Source organism: Pseudomonas sp. TWR1-1-4 (genome assembly GCF_049897165.1).
Taxonomy (GTDB): Bacteria; Pseudomonadota; Gammaproteobacteria; order Pseudomonadales; family Pseudomonadaceae; genus Aquipseudomonas; species Aquipseudomonas canadensis.
Genome location: NZ_JAFCVS010000007.1, coordinates 236,166 through 255,438 on the forward strand (window position 1 = coordinate 236,166; position 19,273 = coordinate 255,438).

22 protein-coding genes and 1 pseudogene are annotated in these 19,273 nt (G+C 60.7%); 14 read left to right on the top strand and 9 right to left on the bottom strand.

From position 1 onward, the window contains the following. The first annotated feature begins 5 nt into the window (after positions 1-5). The 4 genes from murA to hisC all read left to right on the top strand — a co-directional run bounded on the left by murA (position 6) and on the right by hisC (position 4,635). Entirely contained in the window at positions 6-1,271 is a 1,266-nt protein-coding gene (gene murA, locus ACP7C6_RS23130; protein WP_010213103.1) for a UDP-N-acetylglucosamine 1-carboxyvinyltransferase, read from the top strand. A 221-nt stretch (positions 1,272-1,492) separates the two neighbouring features. Next, positions 1,493-2,128, top strand: a complete 636-nt coding sequence (gene hisG, locus ACP7C6_RS23135) for an ATP phosphoribosyltransferase (RefSeq protein ID WP_010213102.1) — start codon at positions 1,493-1,495, stop codon at positions 2,126-2,128. A 128-nt stretch (positions 2,129-2,256) separates the two neighbouring features. Next, positions 2,257-3,579, top strand: coding sequence for a histidinol dehydrogenase (gene hisD / locus ACP7C6_RS23140; protein ID WP_426109288.1), 1,323 nt, complete (start codon positions 2,257-2,259; stop codon positions 3,577-3,579). A gap of 3 nt (positions 3,580-3,582) precedes the next feature. After that, the gene (gene hisC, locus ACP7C6_RS23145) at positions 3,583-4,635 is read left to right on the top strand and encodes a histidinol-phosphate transaminase (protein ID WP_426109289.1); all 1,053 of its coding nucleotides are present in this window, start codon (positions 3,583-3,585) and stop codon (positions 4,633-4,635) included. Between the two features lie 128 nt (positions 4,636-4,763). Here hisC and ACP7C6_RS23150 read toward each other — a convergent pair whose 3' ends face one another. Next, on the bottom strand, positions 4,764-6,038 hold the full coding sequence (locus tag ACP7C6_RS23150) for a uracil-xanthine permease family protein (RefSeq protein WP_068938000.1): 1,275 nt from the start codon (positions 6,036-6,038) through the stop codon (positions 4,764-4,766). Positions 6,039-6,040: 2 nt separating this feature from the next. Beyond that, entirely contained in the window at positions 6,041-6,679 is a 639-nt protein-coding gene (gene upp, locus ACP7C6_RS23155; protein ID WP_010213094.1) for a uracil phosphoribosyltransferase, read from the bottom strand. A 164-nt stretch (positions 6,680-6,843) separates the two neighbouring features. Between upp and ACP7C6_RS23160 the strand changes: the two genes are divergently transcribed. The 4 genes from ACP7C6_RS23160 (at position 6,844) to ACP7C6_RS23175 (ending at position 8,755) form a co-directional block, all read left to right on the top strand. Beyond that, positions 6,844-7,401: a hypoxanthine-guanine phosphoribosyltransferase gene (locus ACP7C6_RS23160; protein ID WP_028618868.1), complete on the top strand. Its 558-nt coding sequence runs from the start codon at positions 6,844-6,846 to the stop codon at positions 7,399-7,401. 3 nt (positions 7,402-7,404) lie between these two features. Next, complete coding sequence (locus tag ACP7C6_RS23165; RefSeq protein WP_028618869.1) at positions 7,405-7,872, top strand: WbuC family cupin fold metalloprotein; 468 nt, start codon at positions 7,405-7,407, stop codon at positions 7,870-7,872. Between the two features lie 35 nt (positions 7,873-7,907). Next, the gene (locus ACP7C6_RS23170; RefSeq protein WP_311894585.1) at positions 7,908-8,393 is read left to right on the top strand and encodes a hypothetical protein; all 486 of its coding nucleotides are present in this window, start codon (positions 7,908-7,910) and stop codon (positions 8,391-8,393) included. Between the two features lie 74 nt (positions 8,394-8,467). Next, positions 8,468-8,755: a PA4642 family protein gene (locus tag ACP7C6_RS23175; protein ID WP_003188614.1), complete on the top strand. Its 288-nt coding sequence runs from the start codon at positions 8,468-8,470 to the stop codon at positions 8,753-8,755. A 69-nt stretch (positions 8,756-8,824) separates the two neighbouring features. Here ACP7C6_RS23175 and mqo read toward each other — a convergent pair whose 3' ends face one another. Then, positions 8,825-10,333 carry a malate dehydrogenase (quinone) gene (gene mqo, locus ACP7C6_RS23180; protein WP_236318198.1) on the bottom strand — a complete coding sequence of 503 codons (1,509 nt, stop codon included), beginning with the start codon at positions 10,331-10,333 and terminating at the stop codon, positions 8,825-8,827. Between the two features lie 718 nt (positions 10,334-11,051). After that, positions 11,052-11,285 carry a hypothetical protein gene (locus ACP7C6_RS23185; RefSeq protein ID WP_010213085.1) on the bottom strand — a complete coding sequence of 78 codons (234 nt, stop codon included), beginning with the start codon at positions 11,283-11,285 and terminating at the stop codon, positions 11,052-11,054. Positions 11,286-11,479: 194 nt separating this feature from the next. Here ACP7C6_RS23185 and ACP7C6_RS23190 point away from each other — a divergent pair, with 194 nt between their 5' ends. Then, on the top strand, positions 11,480-12,067 hold the full coding sequence (locus tag ACP7C6_RS23190; protein ID WP_323989088.1) for a YajG family lipoprotein: 588 nt from the start codon (positions 11,480-11,482) through the stop codon (positions 12,065-12,067). Between the two features lie 57 nt (positions 12,068-12,124). Here ACP7C6_RS23190 and ACP7C6_RS23195 read toward each other — a convergent pair whose 3' ends face one another. Continuing rightward, positions 12,125-12,334, bottom strand: a complete 210-nt coding sequence (locus ACP7C6_RS23195) for a hypothetical protein (RefSeq protein WP_016978307.1) — start codon at positions 12,332-12,334, stop codon at positions 12,125-12,127. A 182-nt stretch (positions 12,335-12,516) separates the two neighbouring features. Here ACP7C6_RS23195 and ACP7C6_RS23200 point away from each other — a divergent pair, with 182 nt between their 5' ends. Then, positions 12,517-12,774 carry a hypothetical protein gene (locus tag ACP7C6_RS23200; RefSeq protein WP_311894588.1) on the top strand — a complete coding sequence of 86 codons (258 nt, stop codon included), beginning with the start codon at positions 12,517-12,519 and terminating at the stop codon, positions 12,772-12,774. Between the two features lie 118 nt (positions 12,775-12,892). Here ACP7C6_RS23200 and ACP7C6_RS23205 read toward each other — a convergent pair whose 3' ends face one another. Then, positions 12,893-14,056 carry a 1-acyl-sn-glycerol-3-phosphate acyltransferase gene (locus tag ACP7C6_RS23205; RefSeq protein ID WP_178083538.1) on the bottom strand — a complete coding sequence of 388 codons (1,164 nt, stop codon included), beginning with the start codon at positions 14,054-14,056 and terminating at the stop codon, positions 12,893-12,895. 131 nt (positions 14,057-14,187) lie between these two features. On the opposite strand from ACP7C6_RS23205, the gene ACP7C6_RS23210 reads away from it, so the two are divergent. From ACP7C6_RS23210 to ACP7C6_RS23220, 3 genes are read left to right on the top strand one after another with little or no spacing between them, the layout of a single operon-like run. Further along, positions 14,188-14,370 (top strand): CPXCG motif-containing cysteine-rich protein, encoded by a 183-nt coding sequence (locus ACP7C6_RS23210; RefSeq protein ID WP_122686111.1) that lies wholly within the window; start codon positions 14,188-14,190, stop codon positions 14,368-14,370. Between the two features lie 11 nt (positions 14,371-14,381). Then, positions 14,382-14,642, top strand: a complete 261-nt coding sequence (locus ACP7C6_RS23215) for a putative signal transducing protein (RefSeq protein ID WP_068938004.1) — start codon at positions 14,382-14,384, stop codon at positions 14,640-14,642. Between the two features lie 36 nt (positions 14,643-14,678). Beyond that, the gene (locus ACP7C6_RS23220) at positions 14,679-15,299 is read left to right on the top strand and encodes an SOS response-associated peptidase (protein WP_068938005.1); all 621 of its coding nucleotides are present in this window, start codon (positions 14,679-14,681) and stop codon (positions 15,297-15,299) included. 58 nt (positions 15,300-15,357) lie between these two features. On the opposite strand, the gene ACP7C6_RS23225 is transcribed toward ACP7C6_RS23220, so the two are convergent. Together ACP7C6_RS23225 and ACP7C6_RS23230 are read right to left on the bottom strand one after the other, a co-directional pair. After that, on the bottom strand, positions 15,358-16,200 hold the full coding sequence (locus ACP7C6_RS23225; protein WP_394365198.1) for a methyl-accepting chemotaxis protein: 843 nt from the start codon (positions 16,198-16,200) through the stop codon (positions 15,358-15,360). Between the two features lie 15 nt (positions 16,201-16,215). Next, positions 16,216-17,559, bottom strand: a pseudogene (locus tag ACP7C6_RS23230) (HAMP domain-containing protein); the annotation flags it as partial. A gap of 178 nt (positions 17,560-17,737) precedes the next feature. On the opposite strand from ACP7C6_RS23230, the gene ACP7C6_RS23235 reads away from it, so the two are divergent. Beyond that, positions 17,738-18,556 (top strand): M48 family metallopeptidase, encoded by an 819-nt coding sequence (locus tag ACP7C6_RS23235; protein WP_010213075.1) that lies wholly within the window; start codon positions 17,738-17,740, stop codon positions 18,554-18,556. Positions 18,557-18,619: 63 nt separating this feature from the next. Here the strand turns inward: ACP7C6_RS23235 and ACP7C6_RS23240 are convergent, their stop codons facing one another. After that, entirely contained in the window at positions 18,620-19,204 is a 585-nt protein-coding gene (locus ACP7C6_RS23240) for a TMEM165/GDT1 family protein (RefSeq protein ID WP_005784895.1), read from the bottom strand. Positions 19,205-19,273 lie beyond the last annotated feature (69 nt).

A 19,273-nucleotide genomic window follows, 5' to 3' on the forward strand; every position in this document is an offset into this window, starting at 1 on the left:
TTCTTATGGATAAATTGATTATTACCGGCGGTGCCCGCCTTGATGGCGAGATTCGCATCTCCGGTGCAAAAAACTCCGCCTTGCCGATCCTGGCAGCGACCCTGCTGTGCGATGGCCCGGTCACCGTGGCCAACCTGCCGCACCTGCACGACATCACCACCATGATCGAGCTGTTCGGTCGCATGGGCATTGAGCCGGTGATCGACGAGAAACTGGCTGTCGAAATCGACCCGCGCACTATCAAGACCCTGATCGCCCCGTACGAACTGGTGAAAACCATGCGTGCGTCGATCCTGGTGCTGGGCCCGATGGTTGCTCGTTTCGGTGAAGCCGAAGTCGCCCTGCCTGGCGGTTGCGCCATCGGTTCGCGTCCGGTGGACCTGCACATCCGTGGCCTCGAAGCCATGGGCGCAGTGATCGACGTCGAAGGCGGCTACATCAAGGCCAAGGCGCCGGAAGGCGGCCTGCGTGGCGCGAATTTCTTCTTTGATACCGTCAGCGTAACCGGTACCGAGAACATCATGATGGCCGCTGCCCTGGCCAAAGGCCGCAGCGTGCTGCAGAACGCCGCGCGTGAGCCGGAAGTGGTCGACCTGGCCAACTTCCTGAACGCCATGGGTGCCAAGGTTTCCGGTGCCGGCACCGACACCATCACCATCGATGGTGTAGAGCGCCTGCACACCGCTACCTATAAGGTCATGCCAGACCGCATCGAGACCGGCACCTACCTGGTTGCCGCCGCCGTGACCGGTGGCCGCGTCAAGGTCAAGGACACCGATCCGACCATCCTGGAAGCGGTCCTGGAAAAACTGCGCGAAGCCGGTGCCGAAATCACCACCGGTGAAGACTGGATCGAGCTGAACATGCACGGCAAGCGTCCTAAAGCCGTCAACGTGCGCACCGCTCCGTACCCGGCGTTCCCGACCGACATGCAGGCGCAGTTCATTTCATTGAACGCCATTGCTGAAGGCACCGGCGCCGTGATCGAGACCATCTTCGAAAACCGCTTCATGCACGTGTACGAACTGCACCGCATGGGCGCGAAGATCCAGGTTGAAGGCAACACCGCCATCGTTACCGGCACCGAGAAACTCAAGGGCGCGCCAGTGATGGCCACTGACCTGCGGGCTTCGGCCAGCCTGGTGATCTCGGCGCTGATCGCCGAAGGCGATACCCTGATCGACCGTATCTACCACATAGACCGTGGTTACGAGTGCATTGAAGAAAAACTGCAGATGCTCGGCGCAAAAATCCGCCGCGTACCGGGCTAGTTGCTGTTTGTAGTGAGCGGGCTTGCCCCGCGCTGGAGTGCGAAGCGCTCCCAAGATTTTTAGGGCCGCTTCGCAGCCCAGCGCGGGGCAAGCCCGCTCACTACAAATTAAAGAAGCAGTATGCTGAATTTGTTTCAAATCGAGGCTGTAATGGCCTCGATCTGTGTCCGGCGCCGTTTGCGACCGGGCAGCAATAGCCTGATGAAGGACTGACGTTTCCCATGTTGACCATCGCACTGTCCAAGGGCCGCATCCTTGACGACACTTTGCCGCTTCTGGCTGAAGCGGGCATCGTGCCGACCGAGAATCCGGACAAGAGCCGCAAGCTGATCATCCCCACGACCCAGGACGACGTTCGCCTGTTGATCGTGCGGGCTACCGACGTGCCGACCTACGTTGAGCATGGCGCGGCCGACCTGGGTGTCGCCGGTAAAGACGTGTTGATGGAATACGGCGGCCAGGGCCTGTACGAGCCATTGGACCTGCGTATCGCCCTGTGCAAGTTGATGACCGCTGGCCGTGTCGGTGATGTCGAGCCCAAAGGCCGCCTGCGCGTCGCGACCAAGTTCGTCAACGTTGCCAAGCGTTACTACGCCGAACAAGGTCGTCAGGTCGACATCATCAAGCTCTACGGTTCGATGGAGCTGGCGCCGCTGATCGGCCTGGCCGACAAGATCATCGACGTGGTCGACACCGGCAACACGCTGCGTGCCAACGGTCTTGAGCCGCAAGAATTCATTGCCGACATCAGTTCCCGCCTGATCGTCAACAAAGCATCGATGAAGATGCAGCACGCCCGTATCCAGGCGTTGATCGACACCCTGCGCAAGGCAGTGGAGTCGCGACACCGCGGTTGACTTACCTGCGTAGCCGGAAGGCTGCGCCCGTCTATCCGCCTCATAGCCAGAATTCTCAGGTGCCCAAGCGGAAACGACTGCTAGTTTAGGGCGCCTGAGTTTTTGCCAATTCTATTGAGGCCCTCGCTATGACCACGTCCACTGCAATTGCCCGACTCAACGCTGCCGATCCGGATTTTGCCCATCATCTGGATCATCTGCTGAGCTGGGAAAGCGTGTCCGACGATTCGGTCAACGGGCGAGTACTCGACATCATCAAGGCCGTGCGCGAGCGCGGTGATGCGGCGCTGGTGGACTTCACCCGCCAGTTCGATGGCTTGGACGTCGCGTCGATGTCCGACCTGATCCTGCCCCGTGAACGCCTGGAACTGGCCCTGACACGCATTACTTCACCTCAGCGCGAAGCCCTGGAAATTGCGGCGGCGCGCGTGCGCAGCTACCACGAAAAACAGAAACAGGACTCCTGGAGCTACACCGAGGCCGACGGCACCGTGCTGGGCCAGAAGGTCACGCCACTCGACCGCGCTGGCCTGTACGTGCCGGGCGGCAAGGCGTCGTACCCGTCGTCCGTGTTGATGAACGCGATCCCGGCCAAAGTGGCGGGCGTGACCGAAGTGGTTATGGTGGTGCCAACCCCGCGCGGTGAAATCAACGAGCTGGTGCTGGCCGCCGCCTGCATCGCCGGTGTCGACCGCGTGTTCACCATTGGTGGCGCCCAAGCCGTCGCGGCCTTGGCTTATGGCACTGAGAGCGTGCCGAAAGTCGACAAGGTGGTCGGCCCTGGCAATATCTACGTCGCCACCGCCAAGCGTCACGTGTTCGGCCAGGTCGGTATCGACATGATCGCCGGCCCGTCGGAAATCCTCGTGGTGTGCGACGGCCAGACTGATCCGGACTGGATCGCCATGGACTTGTTCTCCCAGGCCGAGCACGACGAAGACGCCCAGGCGATCCTGGTCAGCCCGGACGCGGAATTCCTCGACCAAGTCGCCGCCAGCATCAACAAGCTGCTGCCGACCATGGATCGCGCCGAGATCATCGAGAAGTCGATCAATGGCCGTGGCGCGTTGATCCTGGTGCGTGACATGGAGCAGGCCATTGAAGTGGCCAACCGCATCGCGCCGGAGCACCTGGAGCTGTCCGTCGCCGATCCGCAAGCCTGGTTGCCGTCGATCCGCCACGCCGGTGCGATCTTCATGGGTCGCCACACCAGCGAAGCCCTGGGCGACTACTGCGCGGGCCCGAACCACGTGCTGCCGACGTCCGGCACTGCGCGTTTCTCGTCGCCGCTGGGGGTGTATGACTTCCAGAAGCGTTCGTCGATCATCTTCTGTTCGCCACAGGGTGCCTCCGAGCTGGGCAAGACCGCCTCGGTGCTGGCCCGTGGTGAGTCCCTGAGCGCTCACGCCCGTAGCGCTGAATACCGCATCCTTGAAGAGAAGGGGAACTGAGACATGAGCAAATTCTGGAGCCCTTTCGTCAAGAACCTCGTGCCTTACGTGCCCGGCGAGCAACCCAAGCTGACCAAACTGGTCAAGCTCAACACCAATGAAAACCCCTACGGCCCATCGCCCAAGGCGTTGGCCGCGATGCAGGCCGAGTTGAACGACAACCTGCGCCTGTACCCGGACCCAAACAGCGACCTGCTCAAGCAGGCGGTCGCCAAGTATTACGGGATCGATGCTGGCAAGGTGTTCCTTGGCAACGGTTCCGATGAAGTCCTCGCGCACATTTTTCACGGCCTGTTCCAGCACGATCTGCCGCTGCTGTTCCCGGATATCAGCTACAGCTTCTATCCGGTTTACTGCGGGCTCTATGGCATCAAGTCCGCTCCGGTGCCGCTGGACGAACAGTTCCAGATCCGCGTGGCGGACTACGCCAAGCCGAACGGCGGGATCATCTTCCCCAACCCGAACGCGCCCACCGGCTGCGTGCTGGCGCTGGACGCCGTGGAGCAGATCCTCAAGGCCAGCCCGGACTCGGTGGTGGTGGTCGATGAAGCCTATATCGACTTCGGCGGTGAAACCGCCATCAGCCTGGTGGACCGCTACCCGAACCTGCTGGTGACCCAGACCCTGTCCAAATCGCGCTCACTGGCCGGTTTACGCGTGGGCCTGGCCGTGGGTCACCCGGACCTGATCGAAGCGCTGGAGCGCGTCAAGAACAGCTTCAACTCCTATCCGCTGGATCGCCTGGCGATTGTCGGCGCAGCGGCGGCGTTCGAGGACCGTGAGTACTTCGAGAAGACCTGCCGATTGGTTATCGATAGCCGTGAGAAAGTCGTGGCACAGTTGGAAGCTAAAGGCTTTGAAGTGTTGCCGTCGGCAGCCAACTTCATCTTTGCCCGTCACCCACAGCATGACGCGGCGGGCCTGGCGGCCAAGTTGCGTGAGCAAGGGGTGATTGTTCGTCACTTCAAGCAGGAGCGGATTGCCCAATTCCTGCGGATCAGCATTGGCACGCCGGAGCAGAACCAGGCGCTGATCGACGGCCTCGGCGAGCTCTAAGCCACACTGAAGATCAAAAATGTGGGAGCGGGCTTGCTCGCGAAGGCGGTGTATCAGTCAAACATGTATCGACTGACACTCCGCCTTCGCGAGCAAGCCCGCTCCCACATTTGGTTTTGCGGCGTTAGTTACAGCAGCGGTTCGTCAGGCTTCTTGTTCTTCCAACCATCATTGCCCGGCAGCAGCAGGTTCAAACCAATCGCCACCACCGCACACAGGGCGATGCCCTTGAGGCCGAAGTCATCCGGGCCGGTGCCGGTGCCGACCAGCACACCGCCAATCCCGAACACCAACGTCACCGACACGATCACCAGGTTGCGCGCCTCGCCCAGGTCGATCTTGTGGCGGATCAGCGTGTTCATGCCCACCGCAGCAATCGAACCGAACAGCAGGCACAGGATCCCGCCCATCACTGGCACGGGGATACTCTGCAGCAGTGCGCCGAACTTGCCGATGAACGCCAGGCTGATGGCAAACACCGCCGCCCAGGTCATGATTTTCGGGTTGTAGTTCTTGGTCAGCATCACCGCGCCGGTCACTTCCGCGTAGGTCGTGTTAGGTGGGCCGCCAAACAGGCCGGCGGCCGTGGTGGCAATGCCGTCGCCCAGCAGGGTGCGGTGCAGGCCGGGCTTCTTCAGGTAGTCGCGACCGGTCACGCTGCCGACCGCAATCACACCGCCGATATGCTCGATCGCCGGGGCCAGGGCCACGGGGACGATGAACAGGATCGCCTGCCAGTTGAATTCCGGCGCGGTGAAGTGGGGTAGGGCGAACCACGGTGCGGCGGCGATCTTCGCCGTGTCGACCACGCCAAAGTAGAACGACATGGCAAAACCCACCAGCACGCCGGAAATGATCGGCACCAGGCGGAAAATCCCCTTGCCGAACACCGCCACGATCAAGGTGGTCAGCAGCGCCGGCATCGAGATCAGCATCGCCGTCTGGTAATGGATCAGCTCGGTGCCGTCACCGGCTTTACCCATCGCCATGTTGGCGGCGATCGGTGCCATGGCCAGGCCGATGGAGATAATCACTGGCCCGATCACCACGGGCGGCAGCAGCCGGTCGATAAACCCGGTGCCCTTGATCTTCACGGCCAGGCCCAGGAAGGTATAAACGAAGCCGGCGGCCATCACCCCGCCCATGGTCGCCGCGAGGCCGAACTGGCCCTTGGCGAGAATGATCGGGGTGATGAATGCAAAGCTCGACGCCAGGAAGACCGGCACCTGCCGCCCTGTCACCAGCTGGAACAGCAACGTGCCCAGGCCCGCGGTGAACAGTGCGACGTTTGGATCAAGACCTGTGATCAGTGGCATCAACACCAGCGCGCCAAATGCTACGAAGAGCATTTGTGCGCCAGACAGGATCTGGCGCCAAAGCGGGTCGTTGAATTCATCCTGCATGCTCACGCGTCCTTCTGCTTGGTGCCGAAGATCTTGTCACCGGCATCGCCCAGGCCTGGGATGATGTAGCCGTGTTCGTTCAGGCGCTCGTCGATGGACGCGGTGTAGATCTGCACGTCCGGGTGGGCCTTCTCGACGGCCGCAATGCCTTCGGGCGCAGCGACGAGAACCATGGCGCGGATGTCCCGGCAACCGGCTTTTTTCAGCAGGTCGATGGTGGCAACCATGGAACTGCCGGTAGCCAGCATCGGGTCGATGATCATCGCCAGGCGCTCGTTGATTTCCGGAACGAGTTTTTCCAGGTAGGTGTGGGCTTCCAGCGTCTCTTCGTTGCGGGCTACGCCCACGGCGCTGACCTTGGCGCCCGGGATCAGGCTGAGGACGCCTTCAAGCATGCCGATACCGGCGCGCAGGATCGGGACCACGGTGATTTTCTTGCCAGCGATTTTTTCCACCTGGACGGGACCGGCCCAACCGGGGATCTCGTAGGTTTCCAGGGGTAAATCCTTGGTGGCTTCGTAAGTGAGCAACGCTCCGACTTCCTGAGCAAGCTCACGGAAGTTCTTCGTGCTAATGTCGGCGCGGCGCATAAGGCCGAGCTTGTGTCGGATCAGCGGATGGCGGATCTCGCGAGTGGGCATGGGAAAGGCTCCGGCGGCGGGCAAAAAAACCGGCCTAGATTAATCTATCCGAGGGTGTTGTCCTATAGACATCTAGTACGTTAGTCCATTAAGGCTTGCTCGGAGCGCACGAGAAGCGTACCTTCGCCCGCTTTTCTTGCCACAGCACCCCCTTGGAGAGCGCCATGTCCGCTGATCTCGAGCATATCCGTCAAATCATGCGCGAGGCTGACTGCCTGTACACTGAAGCGCAAGTCGAAGAGGCGATCGCCAAGGTCGGCGCGCACATCACCCGCGAAATGGCCGACACCAACCCGGTGGTCTTCTGCGTGATGAACGGTGGCCTGATCTTCGCCGGCAAATTGCTGACCCACCTGCAATTCCCACTGGAAGCCTCCTACCTGCACGCCACCCGCTATCGCAACGAAACCAGCGGCGGCGACCTGTTCTGGAAAGCCAAGCCGGAAGTCTCGTTCATCGACCGCGACGTGCTGATCATCGACGACATCCTCGATGAAGGCCACACCCTGGGCGCGATCATCGACTTCTGCAAGCACGCTGGCGCGCGCAAAGTGCACACAGCCGTATTGATCGACAAAGAGCACGACCGCAAAGCTCGCCCAGACCTGAAGGCCGATTATGTCGGCCTGCCGTGCATCGACCGCTACATCTTCGGTTACGGCATGGACTACAAAGGTTACTGGCGCAATGCCAACGGGATCTACGCCGTCAAAGGGATGTAAGCGATGACCCGTTTTCTTGATCAGACGCTGTTTGCCGAGCTGGCCGAGAAAGCGGGCGCGAGCCCTCGTGGCCGCCACCATCACAATTTCCATCAGATGGAAGAGCCCTGCCATCGCCTGGCGGTGGGCCTGCAACCGGACACCTACGTGCCGCCTCACCGGCACCTGAGCGCGGACAAGGCGGAAACCTTGCTGGTGCTGCAGGGCCGTTTGGGTTTGCTGGTGTTCAGCGAAACGGGCGAAGTGCTCGCCAAGCGTGTGATGCAGGCCGGTGGTGAATGCGCCGGCGTCGATCTTCCGCCCGGTGTATTCCACGGTTTGGTGGTGCTGGAGCCCGACACCGTTATGTTCGAGTGCAAGGCTGGGCCCTATCGTCCGGTGGGCGAAGGCGAATTGGCCGACTGGGCCCCCCGCGAAGGCGATGCCGGCGTGGCCGAGTATCAACGCTGGATGCTTGACCAGTTCGATTGAGCTACAGTGCTGGGCCCATCTTGCCGGAGCGGCCCATGAGCCTGTTGATACGCACCTGCGCCGCCCTGGCGCTGACCCTCAGCCTGCCGCTGGCCGCGGCGCCTGCACCGATGCACAGCCAGTTCCTGCCCTCGGACGACCTGAGCCTGCGCGCCGAAGCGCCGGATCAGCAGCAATTGCTGCAAGTCACCGAGTACGCGGTGGTGGTGGGCAACCAGCGCCAGTCCAGCCAGCAGCCGATCCCGGTGACCTCGCCGCTGATGATCCGCCTCAAGGGTAAGCCCCTGAACAAAGGTGCGACCATCGCCCAAGTGGTGCTCAATTTCGACGCCGAAAGCAAAAGCCTGAAAAAGCCGGGCTACGATGACAAGAGTAAAACCCTGACCTTGTCCTACCCGGTGGCCCAATACCGCGTGATTGTCGACCTGCTGCGCAATGACGCCGTGTATGTGCAGTTTCTCAGTTATTCCAACGGGCATATCTGGGCGGATCTGCACACGGGTGCTGTAAAGGCCAGGTAGCCCCGCCTACACAAGCCTGCGCCTCACAGGTAGACTTCAAACCCCGTGTAAATGTCTGCAGGCTGGAGTCGGTAATGCGTAAAGATAAGAAACAGGTGATTGGTGACGAGATCGGCGACGATCAGATCAAGTTGTTCCTGGACTTCGAGCCGGTCGACGCGACTTCACCGTCCCTGCACAAACTGATCAAGGCCTACCGTGGCCTGCGTATCGACGACTTCGAACGGTTCCTGGGCTTCTTCAAGGAAGCCGGCCTTGACCTCGACGGCAAGGATGAACATGGCCAGACCTTTGTCGATCTGATCAAGGACCAGCGTAATGCCGCCGAGTACATCGAGCTGATCGATAACGCCCGCGGCTGATTATCCTAGACACACAAAAACGCCCCGCTCTCATCATGAGATCGGGGCGTTTTTTATGGCGTCACGACCTCAAGCGTAGCTTTCGGTCTCGGCGGCAGGTGCCACCAGCTCAAGGCTGATGTTGTTCTGCGTGTTGATCTTGCGATACAGCTCGGCATCCGTCTCCAGGACCTTTTCCCGCGCCGGGAAAATTTCCTGCAACTTGGCGGCCCATTCACCCGCCGCTTTGCTTGGGAAGCACTTCTCGATCAGTTCCAGCATGATCGAAACGGTCACCGAGGCACCTGGGGATGCACCCAGCAGGGCGGCCAACGAACCGTCTTTGGCCGCGACCAGCTCGGTGCCAAATTGCAGCACGCCACCTTTCTTCGGATCTTTCTTGATGATCTGCACCCGTTGGCCGGCCACTTCCAGGCGCCAGTCTTCGGCTTTCGCCTCAGGGTAGAAGCGGCGTAGGGATTCCAGGCGCTGTTCCATCGACTGGCGCACTTCGCTGACCAGGTACTTGGTCAGGTCCATGTTGTCGCGGGCCACGGCGAGCATCGGGCCGATGTTGCCGGCGCGAATCGACATCGGCAGGTCGAGGAACGAGCCGTGTTTGAGGAACTTGGTCGTAAAGCCGGCGTATGGCCCGAACAACAGGGACTTCTTGCCGTCCACCACACGGGTGTCCAGGTGCGGCACGGACATCGGCGGCGAACCCACGGCGGCCTGGCTGTAGACCTTGGCCTGGTGGTGCTTGACCACTTCCGGGTTGTCGCAACGCAGCCACTGGCCGCTGACCGGGAAGCCGCCAAAACCTTTGCTTTCTTCGATGCCCGAGGCCTGCAGCAGCGGCAGTGCTGCGCCACCGGCGCCGAGGAACACGAACTTGGCGTCCACTTCACGGCTGTTGCCGCTGTTGACGTCCTTGATGCTCACGGTCCAGCCCGCGCCGTTGCGCTTGAGGCCGGTGACGCGCTTGCAATACTTGACCTGGGCGTCTGCCGAGCTGGTCAGGTGGCTGAGCAGTTGGTTGGTCAGCGCGCCGAAGTTGACGTCCGTGCCGTTCATCACACGGGTGGCCGCGATTTTTTCGTCGAGCGGACGGCCCGGCATCATCAGCGGCATCCACTCGGCCATTTCGCTACGGTCTTCGGTGTAGTGCATGTCCGAAAACGCGTGGTGCTGGCTGAGGGATTCAAAGCGCTTCTTGAGGAAGTCCACGCCTTTTTCGCCCTGCACGAAGCTCAAGTGCGGCACCGGGCTGATAAAGGACTTGGACGAGCCAAAGGTGCCCTTTTTGGTCAGATACGCCCAGAACTGCTTCGACACCTCGAACTGGGTGTTGATGTGCACGGCTTTCTTGATGTCGATGGAGCCATCGGCGGCCTGGGGTGTGTAGTTCAGTTCACACAGCCCGGCGTGGCCGGTCCCGGCGTTGTTCCACGGGTTGGAACTTTCCGCGGCACCCGAATCCATCAGCTCAACGACTTCCAGCTTGAGACCGGGGTCGAGCTCTTTGAGCAGTACGGCCAGGGTGGCACTCATGATGCCGGCCCCTACCAGTACTACGTCGACTGCTTCGTTATGCGCCATTTAACGCGTCTCCAAAATCTGCAGCACCAAATTGACGGCATGGCTGCCAGGAGTGACGGGGCGGTTCACGTGTTGCCCCAGGTTACCCATGGCCAGGATCGCCATGTCCGATTCGCAATTCTTTGCATGTTCAGCGCACGCTTCCTGCCGGGCTAATCTGCCTATGAACGCATTCATGGGCGCCTGTGGCAATTCGACTTATGGTCAAAGCGTGCGATTCGTGCAACCAATCCGTAGCGGACAGGCTCAAGCTCCGGTTTTTAAGGCGTGCTCGGTCCTGTGTGGTTGGGCTGTTCCAGACGCTGATGGTGCTTGTACAAACGCCAAACTATTCATTTGCTCGCCACACTCTTGTGAAGTTGTGAAAACCCGTTTTTTCACGCTCTTTTGAAGACGTGAACCTCAAAAAAGGGCTGCCCCAGCTTGGCACCTGGCCCCTAGCCGACACGCGGCAAAACGGGCAAACAACTCAAGTGGCCGAGCGCAATGGCAGCTCTGGCAGATTCGGTAAAGGCGGGTGGTTTGCAAAGAAAACAGCAAGCGCGCCAGCTTCACTCGATCTGTGTGGGCGGCTCTCTGTGGGCGATTGGGGGGTTAGTGCCGAGGCATTAACGATGCTGCGAGGCCCGATCAGGAGACGTCCTTATAATCGGGGGGAGATTGTAGCGAAGAACGCCAAGGAAATGGGCGTGTTTTATGACTTTTATTAGGTGTTCGGTCAGGCGGCCAACGGCTGGTGCCGGGGCGACCGCGCAGGACGCGGGCTGACGCGGGCACGGGCCGGCAATGGGTGGTGCATCCAGCTCAGGCGGATTTCATCGATTTCCACCCAACCGTCACCTACAGGAGGCTGGCTGCATTCTTTGAAGGCCTGGCAACGACCTTGCGCATCCAGCAGGGCGAACTGGCGAAGGGCGGGCTTGCGCGTAAACAGTGACCAGAGAAAATGCATGGCGTCAGACCTCCTGAGATTGGGGCCAAGCTTGCCTGTCGGGCATGACGAGCCTGTGTATCAGTCGTGACATATCAGTGACATCGAACCGCTAGAGTCCACGCGGGTCTCAGGTTGTAACTGGCGCTAGTTCCCGGCACAGGCGCACCGCTATACTGCCGGCCTGTCGGACCCTGATTTCTGGAGAGAAAAGCATGTTGCAACGCCTGTTGTTCGGTTTGATCACTGTGACCAGTTTGACCCTGGTTGGCTGCGCCAACAGCCCGCAACAACTGACCCCGGAACCGAAGATCACCACGCAGCTGGCCCCTGTGGGCCACGGCCAGCCGGTGTCGGTGCGTGTGGTGGATGGTCGTCCTTCACCAACCCTCGGCTCGCGCGGTGGCTTGTACCCGGAAACTGCTCTGGTTTCGGTGAATGCCCAGGATGTGCTGCCCAAGTTGCAGGCCCAGGCTGAAGCCGCCGTGCGTTTGCTGGGTTTCACCCCAAGCCCCAACGCGCCGGGTGCGCCGCAGCTGACCATCACTCTGGCTGAACTGAAGTATCAGTCGCCTAAAGACGGCCTGTACGTGACCGAAGCGTCCATCGGCGCGACCTTCAAGTCCGACGTCAGCGCCGGCACCCGTCGCTACAGTGGTCGCTATGGCGCGTCCCTGAACCAGCGTTTCGGCATGTCGCCGAACCAGGAAACCAACACCAAGCTGGTCAGCGACGTTCTCAGTGATGCCTTGACCCGCCTGTTCAAGGACCCAAGCGTCGGTTCGTTGCTCAGCTCGCAGTAAGCGATTCAGCAAAAAGCCGGGCTCAGTGATGAGCCCGGCTTTTTTTCGTCTCCAGTTTCACGCGGCGGTGTCGATACAGAAATCCAGCAGGCTCACCCCTGTCAGCAGATCGGTCTCCGGCAGGTCCGCATGCTGGTGGCCGCCGAGGGCGCAATACACCAGCCAGTGGCGATCCTGGACGTTGAAGGCCAGGCCGCCAACCAGTGCTTCTTGCTCATCACTTTGGGTGATCAGGTACAGCCGATCCTGGTTTTGCGCGTGCAGCATGACAAGCTCCTAAGCGTCGAAGGGCAACAGAGTGGCTTGTTAAGGTGACGTTCAGGTGACGGCGTAAATTACTGGATACATTAGCCGTCAATGGAGGAGGGAGCATTTACGGCGCCGGAGGCCACTATCGTTCAGGTTTGTATCTGAACCGATACCAAAATACTGTTCTACCGAGGTTTGCGATGGCGCTGCCTGCCCTTTTTATCAACGTTGTTGCGTTAGCCGTGGCCTGCCCGGGGGCTGCGCTGCTGTTCATAACCCGCCTGCGCGAACAGCGCGCAATGGCCGACCTGACCGCGCAAGGTGAAGAGCGCGGGATCGACCAACCGATGTTGTTTCTGGATGTGCGCACCGAGCGGGCGCATCGTCTGGCTTACCGAATTGGGTTCGCCTGTCTTGGGCTGGCGCTGGCCATCTCCTGGCTCAGCACCCGCCTCTAAAACGCCACAACACAAATGTGGGAGCGGGCTTGCTCGCGAATGCGGTGTATCAGTCAATTATGTATCGACTGACATTCCGCATTCGCGAGCAAGCCCGCTCCCACATTTTTTTCAGTGTTTACAAAGGTATTCCGGCTTTAACACGATATTGATTACGCACCGGTGTTGCATATTGCACCACCAGAAACGGTCGGTGCTCGGCCGGGCATTCGTTCAAGCGCCGCTCCCACTCCGCTTTGGCCTTGGCCAGTTCGTCCGCCGGGAACACTTCGGCGGCGGTCGGCACCTGCAATTGCGGGTCGGCATCGCTCCACTGGGCGTAGGCCAGGTAATGCACCGGGAACAAGCGGTATCCGCCGAGAATCTGCCGGTCCATTTCTGCCGCCAGCAGCTTGGTGTCTTCGAAGCGCTCGGTGATCGGCGGTGCGAAGTTGATGTGCACCCGACCTTTGTAGCCGGTGATACCGAGGGCGATGCTCACGTCGTCCTCGCCCGGTGCCTTGCTGTAGGTGCCGGTGGTGGCGCGGATGTAGAGTTCGCGGGCCTTGGCGGTATCGCACGGGTCATATTCGTAGCTGATGGACACCGGCGTCAGGTTCAACGACTGGATTACCTCGGCAAACGGCTCATCCTTGCGGCTGACATGGAACATCTTGAGGATCGCTGATTCGGTGCGATCATCCCCATCCTTGGCGCGGCCTTCAGCCTGGGCGATCCAGATCGACGCCCCGTCGTTGCGGATCGAATGGTTGATGTAGGCCGACAGCAGGTTGAATGCCGCCATCTTTTCCTTTCGCCCGGTGATCGAGCGGTGCACGATAAAGCTCTTGTTCAGGCGCATCAGGTCGCTGACGAACGGCTTTTGCAGCAGGTTGTCGCCAATGGCGATGCGCGGCGTCGGCAGGCCGGCGTGGTACACGGCGTAGTTGACGAAGGCCGGGTCCATCACGATATCGCGGTGGTTGGCCAGGAACAGGTAAGCCGTGCCGGACTTGAGCTGCTCGACGCCCGTGTAGGTCACGCCGTCGGTCGCCCGGTCAATGGTATGGTCGACGTAGTACTCGACTTTGTCCTGCAGCGTGGCCACGGTGGTGACGCCGGCGAACTCACGGCGCAATTTGCGGGCGATCATCGGCTTGAGCAGCCAGCCCAGGGCGCCGGCAAAGCGCGGGAAGCGGAAGTGGGTCAGGATGTCCAGAAAGGCCTTGTCACTGAACAGACGTGCCAGCACTGCCGGGACTTCGCTGTCGTTGTAAGGTCGGATGGTATCGAATTCGCCCATCATGCTCTCTTGTTAGAAACGGCTAGGGTAAGTAAAGGAAATACCAGGGGGCGGACTGAGGAATGGCCCAGCCGGAAATAGCCCTGTAAATAGACCGGCGATTATACGCACAAGTCACCTTGGAGGCTGCGATGCTGGAAAACGCGACGTACGATTGTCCTTATTGCGGTGAAGAGGTCGTGACAACCGTGGATTTGTCCGGCGGTGACCAGACGTATATTGAAGACTGCCAGGTCTGTTGCCGGCCAATCACTTTCGATCTGCAGGTGCATGGTGACGAGTGGATGCTCGAAACCCGAAGCGAAAACGAATAACGGATACATCCATGCAGCGAATCTACGAACCGGAAAACCTGATGGAAGGCGAGCTGCTGCAACAGATGCTCGCCAGCGAAGGCATCGAGGCGCACCTGGTCGGTCGGCATTTGCTCGGCGGTACCGGCGAATTGCCCATCTTCGGCCTGCTGGGCCTGGAGGTGGACAATGACCGGGCTGCGTATGCCCGCGAGCTGATTACCGCCTACATCGGCGCACAGCCGCTACCCGGTGACGAACCCGACAGCTTCCCCGACGTGCTGGTCTGTTAGGCTGTCGGTCGGTTTACCCAAGAGTCGTGTTGCCCCATGTGTGGACGTTATGCCCTGTTTCGCTGGAATCCCGCCTTCGCTGCCTTGCCGGGCTTCCCCGCCGACCAGCAGGCTCAGTGGAACATCTCTCCGAATGATTCGGTGCTGATCCAGCGCGCCACCGACGGCCAGCGCACCCTGGCCCGCGCCCGTTGGGGCCTTACGCCGCCGTGGTTGACCGATCTTTCCCGCACGCCCGCCCATGCCCGCGCCGAAACCCTGGCCGAACAACCGATGTTCCGCGAAGCGTTCCGTCAACGCCGTTGCCTGCTGCCCGCCAATGGGTTCTACGAATGGCGCGGCACCCAGCGTAAACGCCCGTACTGGCTGACGCCGGGGGAGGGCTCCACGTTGTTTTTCGCCGCGATCTGGGAAGCCTATCCGGTGCAGGAGCAGGTGTGGCTGAGCACGGCGGTGGTGACCCAAGCGGCGCAGGCCCAGCGTCGCCCGCTGATTCTGGATGAGGCCGGGCAGGCAGCATGGCTCAATCCCGAGACGCCGTTGCATGTATTGCAAGGCCTGCTGGCCAGTGAACCCGTCGCGTTGCGCGAGCGAGTGCTGGCCAACATGGTCAACGATCCGAAGCTCAATGGGCCGGAGTGCCTGACGCCGGCGTGATTCAGTAAGTGTTGGGTTAGGTTGACTGGCCCCTTCGCGAGCAAACCACCGAAAATGCCTAGACTTTGAACTGATTGATCAGCCGGCGCTGCTGTTCCGCCAGCTTGGTCAAGTCCGCACTGGCGGCGCTGGATTCATCCGCGCCGCCTGCTACTTCATTGGCCACCTGGCCGATATTGATCACGTTGCGATTGATGTCCTCGGCCACCGCGCTCTGTTCTTCGGCGGCACTGGCGATCTGGGTGTTCATGTCGTTGATCACCGAGACTGCCTGGGTGATCGTTTCCAGCGCTTCGGCCGCCTTGGCCGCGTGTTGCACGCTTTCATCGGTGCGGTTCTGGCTGTCCTCCATCACCCGCACTACATCACGCGTGCCTTGTTGGAGCTGCTGGATCATGGTCTGGATTTCCTCGGTGGCCTTCTGGGTCTTTTGCGCCAGGTTGCGCACTTCGTCGGCGACCACCGCAAAACCACGGCCTTGCTCGCCAGCCCGCGCCGCCTCGATGGCCGCATTGAGCGCCAGCAGGTTGGTCTGTTCGGCAATCCCGCGAATCGCCGTGAGGATGGCGTTGATGTTCTCGCTGTCCTTGGCGAGCGCCTGCACGACGCCGACTGCCTTGCCGATTTCCTCGGCCAGTGCGCCGATGGAGGTCGAGGTGTCGCGCACAATGCGCATGCCCTGGCTAGCGGCCTGGTCGGCGTGGCTGGCGGCTTGTGCGGCCTGGGTGGCGTTGCGCGCAACATCTTGCGCAGTCGCGGTCATCTGATGCACAGCTGTGGCGACCTGGTCGATTTCCACCATCTGTTTGTGCACGCCCTGGTTGGTGCGGATCGCGATGTCGGCAGTGTGTTCCGAGGAGTCGCTGACCTTCTGCACCGAACTCACCACCTGGGTGATCATGCCCTGCAGCTTGATCAAGAAGGTGTTGAAGCCGCTGGCGATCGCGCCCAGCTCATCGGCGCGGTCACTGGTCAGGCGCCGTGTCAGGTCGCCTTCGCCCTGGGCGATGTCATTGAGCATCGCGACCATTTGCTTGAGCGGACGAGCGATGCCGTGGCCGACCAGCCAGATCACCAGCAAGCCGATACCCGCGATCAACAAACCGGCGATGGTCATGCCGAAGATGTCAGTCTTGCGCTGGGCTTCCAGGTCGCTTTGCAGCTTCTGCGAATCGGCCATCACGGCGCTGAGGGGCAGTTGCAGCATCAGCGTCCAGCGTGCGTCAGCCTGGCCGATATTGAACGGTAGGAACAGTTCGATATGCCCGTGTTCCTTGTCGATGTCGTAGCGCACTTCACCGACTTTCAACTGGCCAAGGTTGGCCAGTTCATTGTTGTCGAGCAGGTCGGTGGCCTTTTCGCCGAGCTTGCTGGCGTCCTTGGTGTAGGCCACCAGGCGACCGTTGCTGGAGATCAGCGCGAGTTCACCGGCGCCGTTGTAGAGTTTTTGATCGGCGCTGGTGAGCATGTCCTGGATGAAGTTGACCGACAGGTCGGCACCGACGATGCCTTGGAAGGTGCCGTCGATCATAATCGGTTCGATGAACGAAGCCAGCATCACCATTGCGTTGCCCACCTTATAAGGGGCAGGGTCGATGGCGCAGGCCTTTTTGTTTTCCTTGGAGCAAAGGTAGTACTCACTGGCGCGCACGCCAGTGGAGAGGATGTTCTGATCGTTGACATCGGCGAGCTTGTCCAGGCCCAGGCTGCCATCGGCGTTGCGATACCACCAGGGAAGGAAGCGGCCGTCTGCGGCCATGCCGACAATGGGGGTGTTCACGTAGGCTGCGTCGTTGTGGTCGATCGCATTGGGCTCCCAGCCGATGTAGGCGCCGAGGATCTTCGGGTTACGCACCACGGTTTCATGCAGCAGATTGATCAGTTGCTCGCGGCCGACTTGCAGGGCCGGCTCGCCCTTGGCGTCTTTCATGCCGAGCAGGGCGTTGGCGGTGGCCAGGCTCTTGGCGGTCACCAAGGGGGCTTCCAGTTCGCGCTGGATCAAGGTGGCCTGGGTTTGCGCCAGGGCGGTCAGGCGCTGCTCGATGATCTGGTCGAATTGCACCTGGGTGCGATCCTGCACCATTTCCTGGGTCCGCGCTCCGGCAAACAAGGCGTACAGCACCAGCACCGCGACCACGCTGAGGACAATCGCCCCGGCCAGTGCCGCGACAGAAAATTGGATCGACTTGAATTTCATGAAAACTCCGGGCACAGGGGAGAGAATCCGCCTTTTTGTATCGGCCACGGGCGCGCTGGGCATGAGGGGGTGTCCTGCAAAAATGTTCGGAGTGTCGCAAATGGAAAGCCCATCGCCGTTATTGGCGCCGTGGGATGTATCCGAAAATCAGCGGTTACACGTCTGGTGTATCTGGCGTCGATACAAACGAGCGCCTACGATACGCGCCATGTTTGAAGGGCGTGTTTTCAGGGAGAGGTTCATGAAGAAGTCATTGGTAGTTAGCGGTCTGGTTGCAGCGATGCTGCTGGCCGGGTGTCAGTCGGTCAACACCACCAGCGGCGGCGCCGTTGGGGTTGAGCGCAAGCAGTACATGTTCAGCATGCTGTCGAGCCAGGAAGTCGACCAGATGTATGCCCAGTCCTACCAGCAGACCCTGGGGGAGGCCAGCAGCAAGGGCCAACTGGATAAGACCAGCGCCAACGCCAAGCGCGTGCAGGCCATCGCCAACCGCTTGATCGCCCAGGCGCCGACGTTCCGTGCGGATGCCGCGCAGTGGAAGTGGGAAGTGAACCTGATCAAGAGCGACGAGATGAACGCCAACTGCGGGCCTGGCGGCAAGATCTTCGTGTACAGCGCCTTGATCGACAACCTCAAGCTCACCGATGACGAGCTGGCCGCCGTGATGGGCCATGAAATTGCCCACGCCTTGCGTGAACACGGCCGTGAAGCCATGTCCAAGGCCTACGGGATCGAGATGGCCAAGCAGGGCGCCGGTGCATTGTTCGGCCTCGGCCAGGACAGCTTGGCATTGGCGGATACCGTGGCCAACTACGGCATGACCTTGCCCAACAGCCGCAGCAATGAAAACGAAGCGGACCTGATCGGCCTGGAGCTGTCGGCTCGTGCGGGCTACAACCCGAACGCTGCCATCACGTTGTGGAACAAGATGGCCAAGGCTTCGGAAGGTGCGCCGCCGGAGTTCATGAGTACTCACCCGGCGTCCGACAGCCGAATCGCGTCGTTGCAGGCGGCGATTCCGAAGGTGATGCCGCTGTACCAGCAGGCAAAAAAATCCTGAGTTAACGCTGACCCTTTGTAGGAGCCCGGCTTGGCGAATCGCCGGACTCCTACAAGGTGTGTGCTAGATCCAGCCGCTGCTTTGCATAGCTTTGTACACGGCCACAATCGCCAGGACGAAGAACGCAGTAGCCGCCAGTCGACGAATCAAGGTCAACGGCAGTTTCTCCGCTGCAAAATTCCCCGCCAAGACCACCGGCACGTTGGCAATCAGCATGCCCAGGGTCGTCCCGATAATCACCAGCCACAACTCCGGGTACTGCGCCGCCAGCATCACCGTGGCGATCTGCGTCTTGTCACCGATTTCCGCGAGGAAGAACGCGATCAGCGTGGTCAGGAACGGGCCGAATTTGCGTGTGGTGCTGGCTTCGTCATCGTCGAGTTTGTCTGGAACCAGTGTCCACAAGGCCGTGGCGCAGAAACTCGCTGCGAGGATCCAGTGCAACACTGCATCCGAGAAGAAACTGCCGAACCAGGCCCCCACGGCACCAGCGGCCGCATGGTTGGCCAGGGTCGCGGCGACGATGCCGGCGATGATCGGCCAGGGTTTGCGAAAGCGTGCGGCAAGGATAAGCGCGAGCAGTTGCGTCTTGTCGCCGATTTCGGCCAAGGCAACGATTGCGGTAGGAACGAGTAATGAATCCAGCATCAGGTAAGTTTCCAGGGGCGGGTCGACACGGCTATGACACGTACAGCCTTCCCGCCCCGGGTAAGGTGT

What these genes read in the sequence shown, in the direction of transcription:
- murA (WP_010213103.1), top strand. Translation starts at nt 6, where the DNA reads ATGGATAAATTGATTATTACCGGCGGTGCCCGCCTTGATGGCGAGATT.
- hisG (WP_010213102.1), top strand. Translation starts at nt 1,493, where the DNA reads ATGTTGACCATCGCACTGTCCAAGGGCCGCATCCTTGACGACACTTTG.
- hisD (WP_426109288.1), top strand. Translation starts at nt 2,257, where the DNA reads ATGACCACGTCCACTGCAATTGCCCGACTCAACGCTGCCGATCCGGAT.
- hisC (WP_426109289.1), top strand. Translation starts at nt 3,583, where the DNA reads ATGAGCAAATTCTGGAGCCCTTTCGTCAAGAACCTCGTGCCTTACGTG.
- ACP7C6_RS23150 (WP_068938000.1), bottom strand. Translation starts at nt 6,038, where the DNA reads ATGCAGGATGAATTCAACGACCCGCTTTGGCGCCAGATCCTGTCTGGC.
- upp (WP_010213094.1), bottom strand. Translation starts at nt 6,679, where the DNA reads ATGCCCACTCGCGAGATCCGCCATCCGCTGATCCGACACAAGCTCGGC.
- ACP7C6_RS23160 (WP_028618868.1), top strand. Translation starts at nt 6,844, where the DNA reads ATGTCCGCTGATCTCGAGCATATCCGTCAAATCATGCGCGAGGCTGAC.
- ACP7C6_RS23165 (WP_028618869.1), top strand. Translation starts at nt 7,405, where the DNA reads ATGACCCGTTTTCTTGATCAGACGCTGTTTGCCGAGCTGGCCGAGAAA.
- ACP7C6_RS23170 (WP_311894585.1), top strand. Translation starts at nt 7,908, where the DNA reads ATGAGCCTGTTGATACGCACCTGCGCCGCCCTGGCGCTGACCCTCAGC.
- ACP7C6_RS23175 (WP_003188614.1), top strand. Translation starts at nt 8,468, where the DNA reads ATGCGTAAAGATAAGAAACAGGTGATTGGTGACGAGATCGGCGACGAT.
- mqo (WP_236318198.1), bottom strand. Translation starts at nt 10,333, where the DNA reads ATGGCGCATAACGAAGCAGTCGACGTAGTACTGGTAGGGGCCGGCATC.
- ACP7C6_RS23185 (WP_010213085.1), bottom strand. Translation starts at nt 11,285, where the DNA reads ATGCATTTTCTCTGGTCACTGTTTACGCGCAAGCCCGCCCTTCGCCAG.
- ACP7C6_RS23190 (WP_323989088.1), top strand. Translation starts at nt 11,480, where the DNA reads ATGTTGCAACGCCTGTTGTTCGGTTTGATCACTGTGACCAGTTTGACC.
- ACP7C6_RS23195 (WP_016978307.1), bottom strand. Translation starts at nt 12,334, where the DNA reads ATGCTGCACGCGCAAAACCAGGATCGGCTGTACCTGATCACCCAAAGT.
- ACP7C6_RS23200 (WP_311894588.1), top strand. Translation starts at nt 12,517, where the DNA reads ATGGCGCTGCCTGCCCTTTTTATCAACGTTGTTGCGTTAGCCGTGGCC.
- ACP7C6_RS23205 (WP_178083538.1), bottom strand. Translation starts at nt 14,056, where the DNA reads ATGGGCGAATTCGATACCATCCGACCTTACAACGACAGCGAAGTCCCG.
- ACP7C6_RS23210 (WP_122686111.1), top strand. Translation starts at nt 14,188, where the DNA reads ATGCTGGAAAACGCGACGTACGATTGTCCTTATTGCGGTGAAGAGGTC.
- ACP7C6_RS23215 (WP_068938004.1), top strand. Translation starts at nt 14,382, where the DNA reads ATGCAGCGAATCTACGAACCGGAAAACCTGATGGAAGGCGAGCTGCTG.
- ACP7C6_RS23220 (WP_068938005.1), top strand. Translation starts at nt 14,679, where the DNA reads ATGTGTGGACGTTATGCCCTGTTTCGCTGGAATCCCGCCTTCGCTGCC.
- ACP7C6_RS23225 (WP_394365198.1), bottom strand. Translation starts at nt 16,200, where the DNA reads ATGATCACCCAGGTGGTGAGTTCGGTGCAGAAGGTCAGCGACTCCTCG.
- ACP7C6_RS23235 (WP_010213075.1), top strand. Translation starts at nt 17,738, where the DNA reads ATGAAGAAGTCATTGGTAGTTAGCGGTCTGGTTGCAGCGATGCTGCTG.
- ACP7C6_RS23240 (WP_005784895.1), bottom strand. Translation starts at nt 19,204, where the DNA reads ATGCTGGATTCATTACTCGTTCCTACCGCAATCGTTGCCTTGGCCGAA.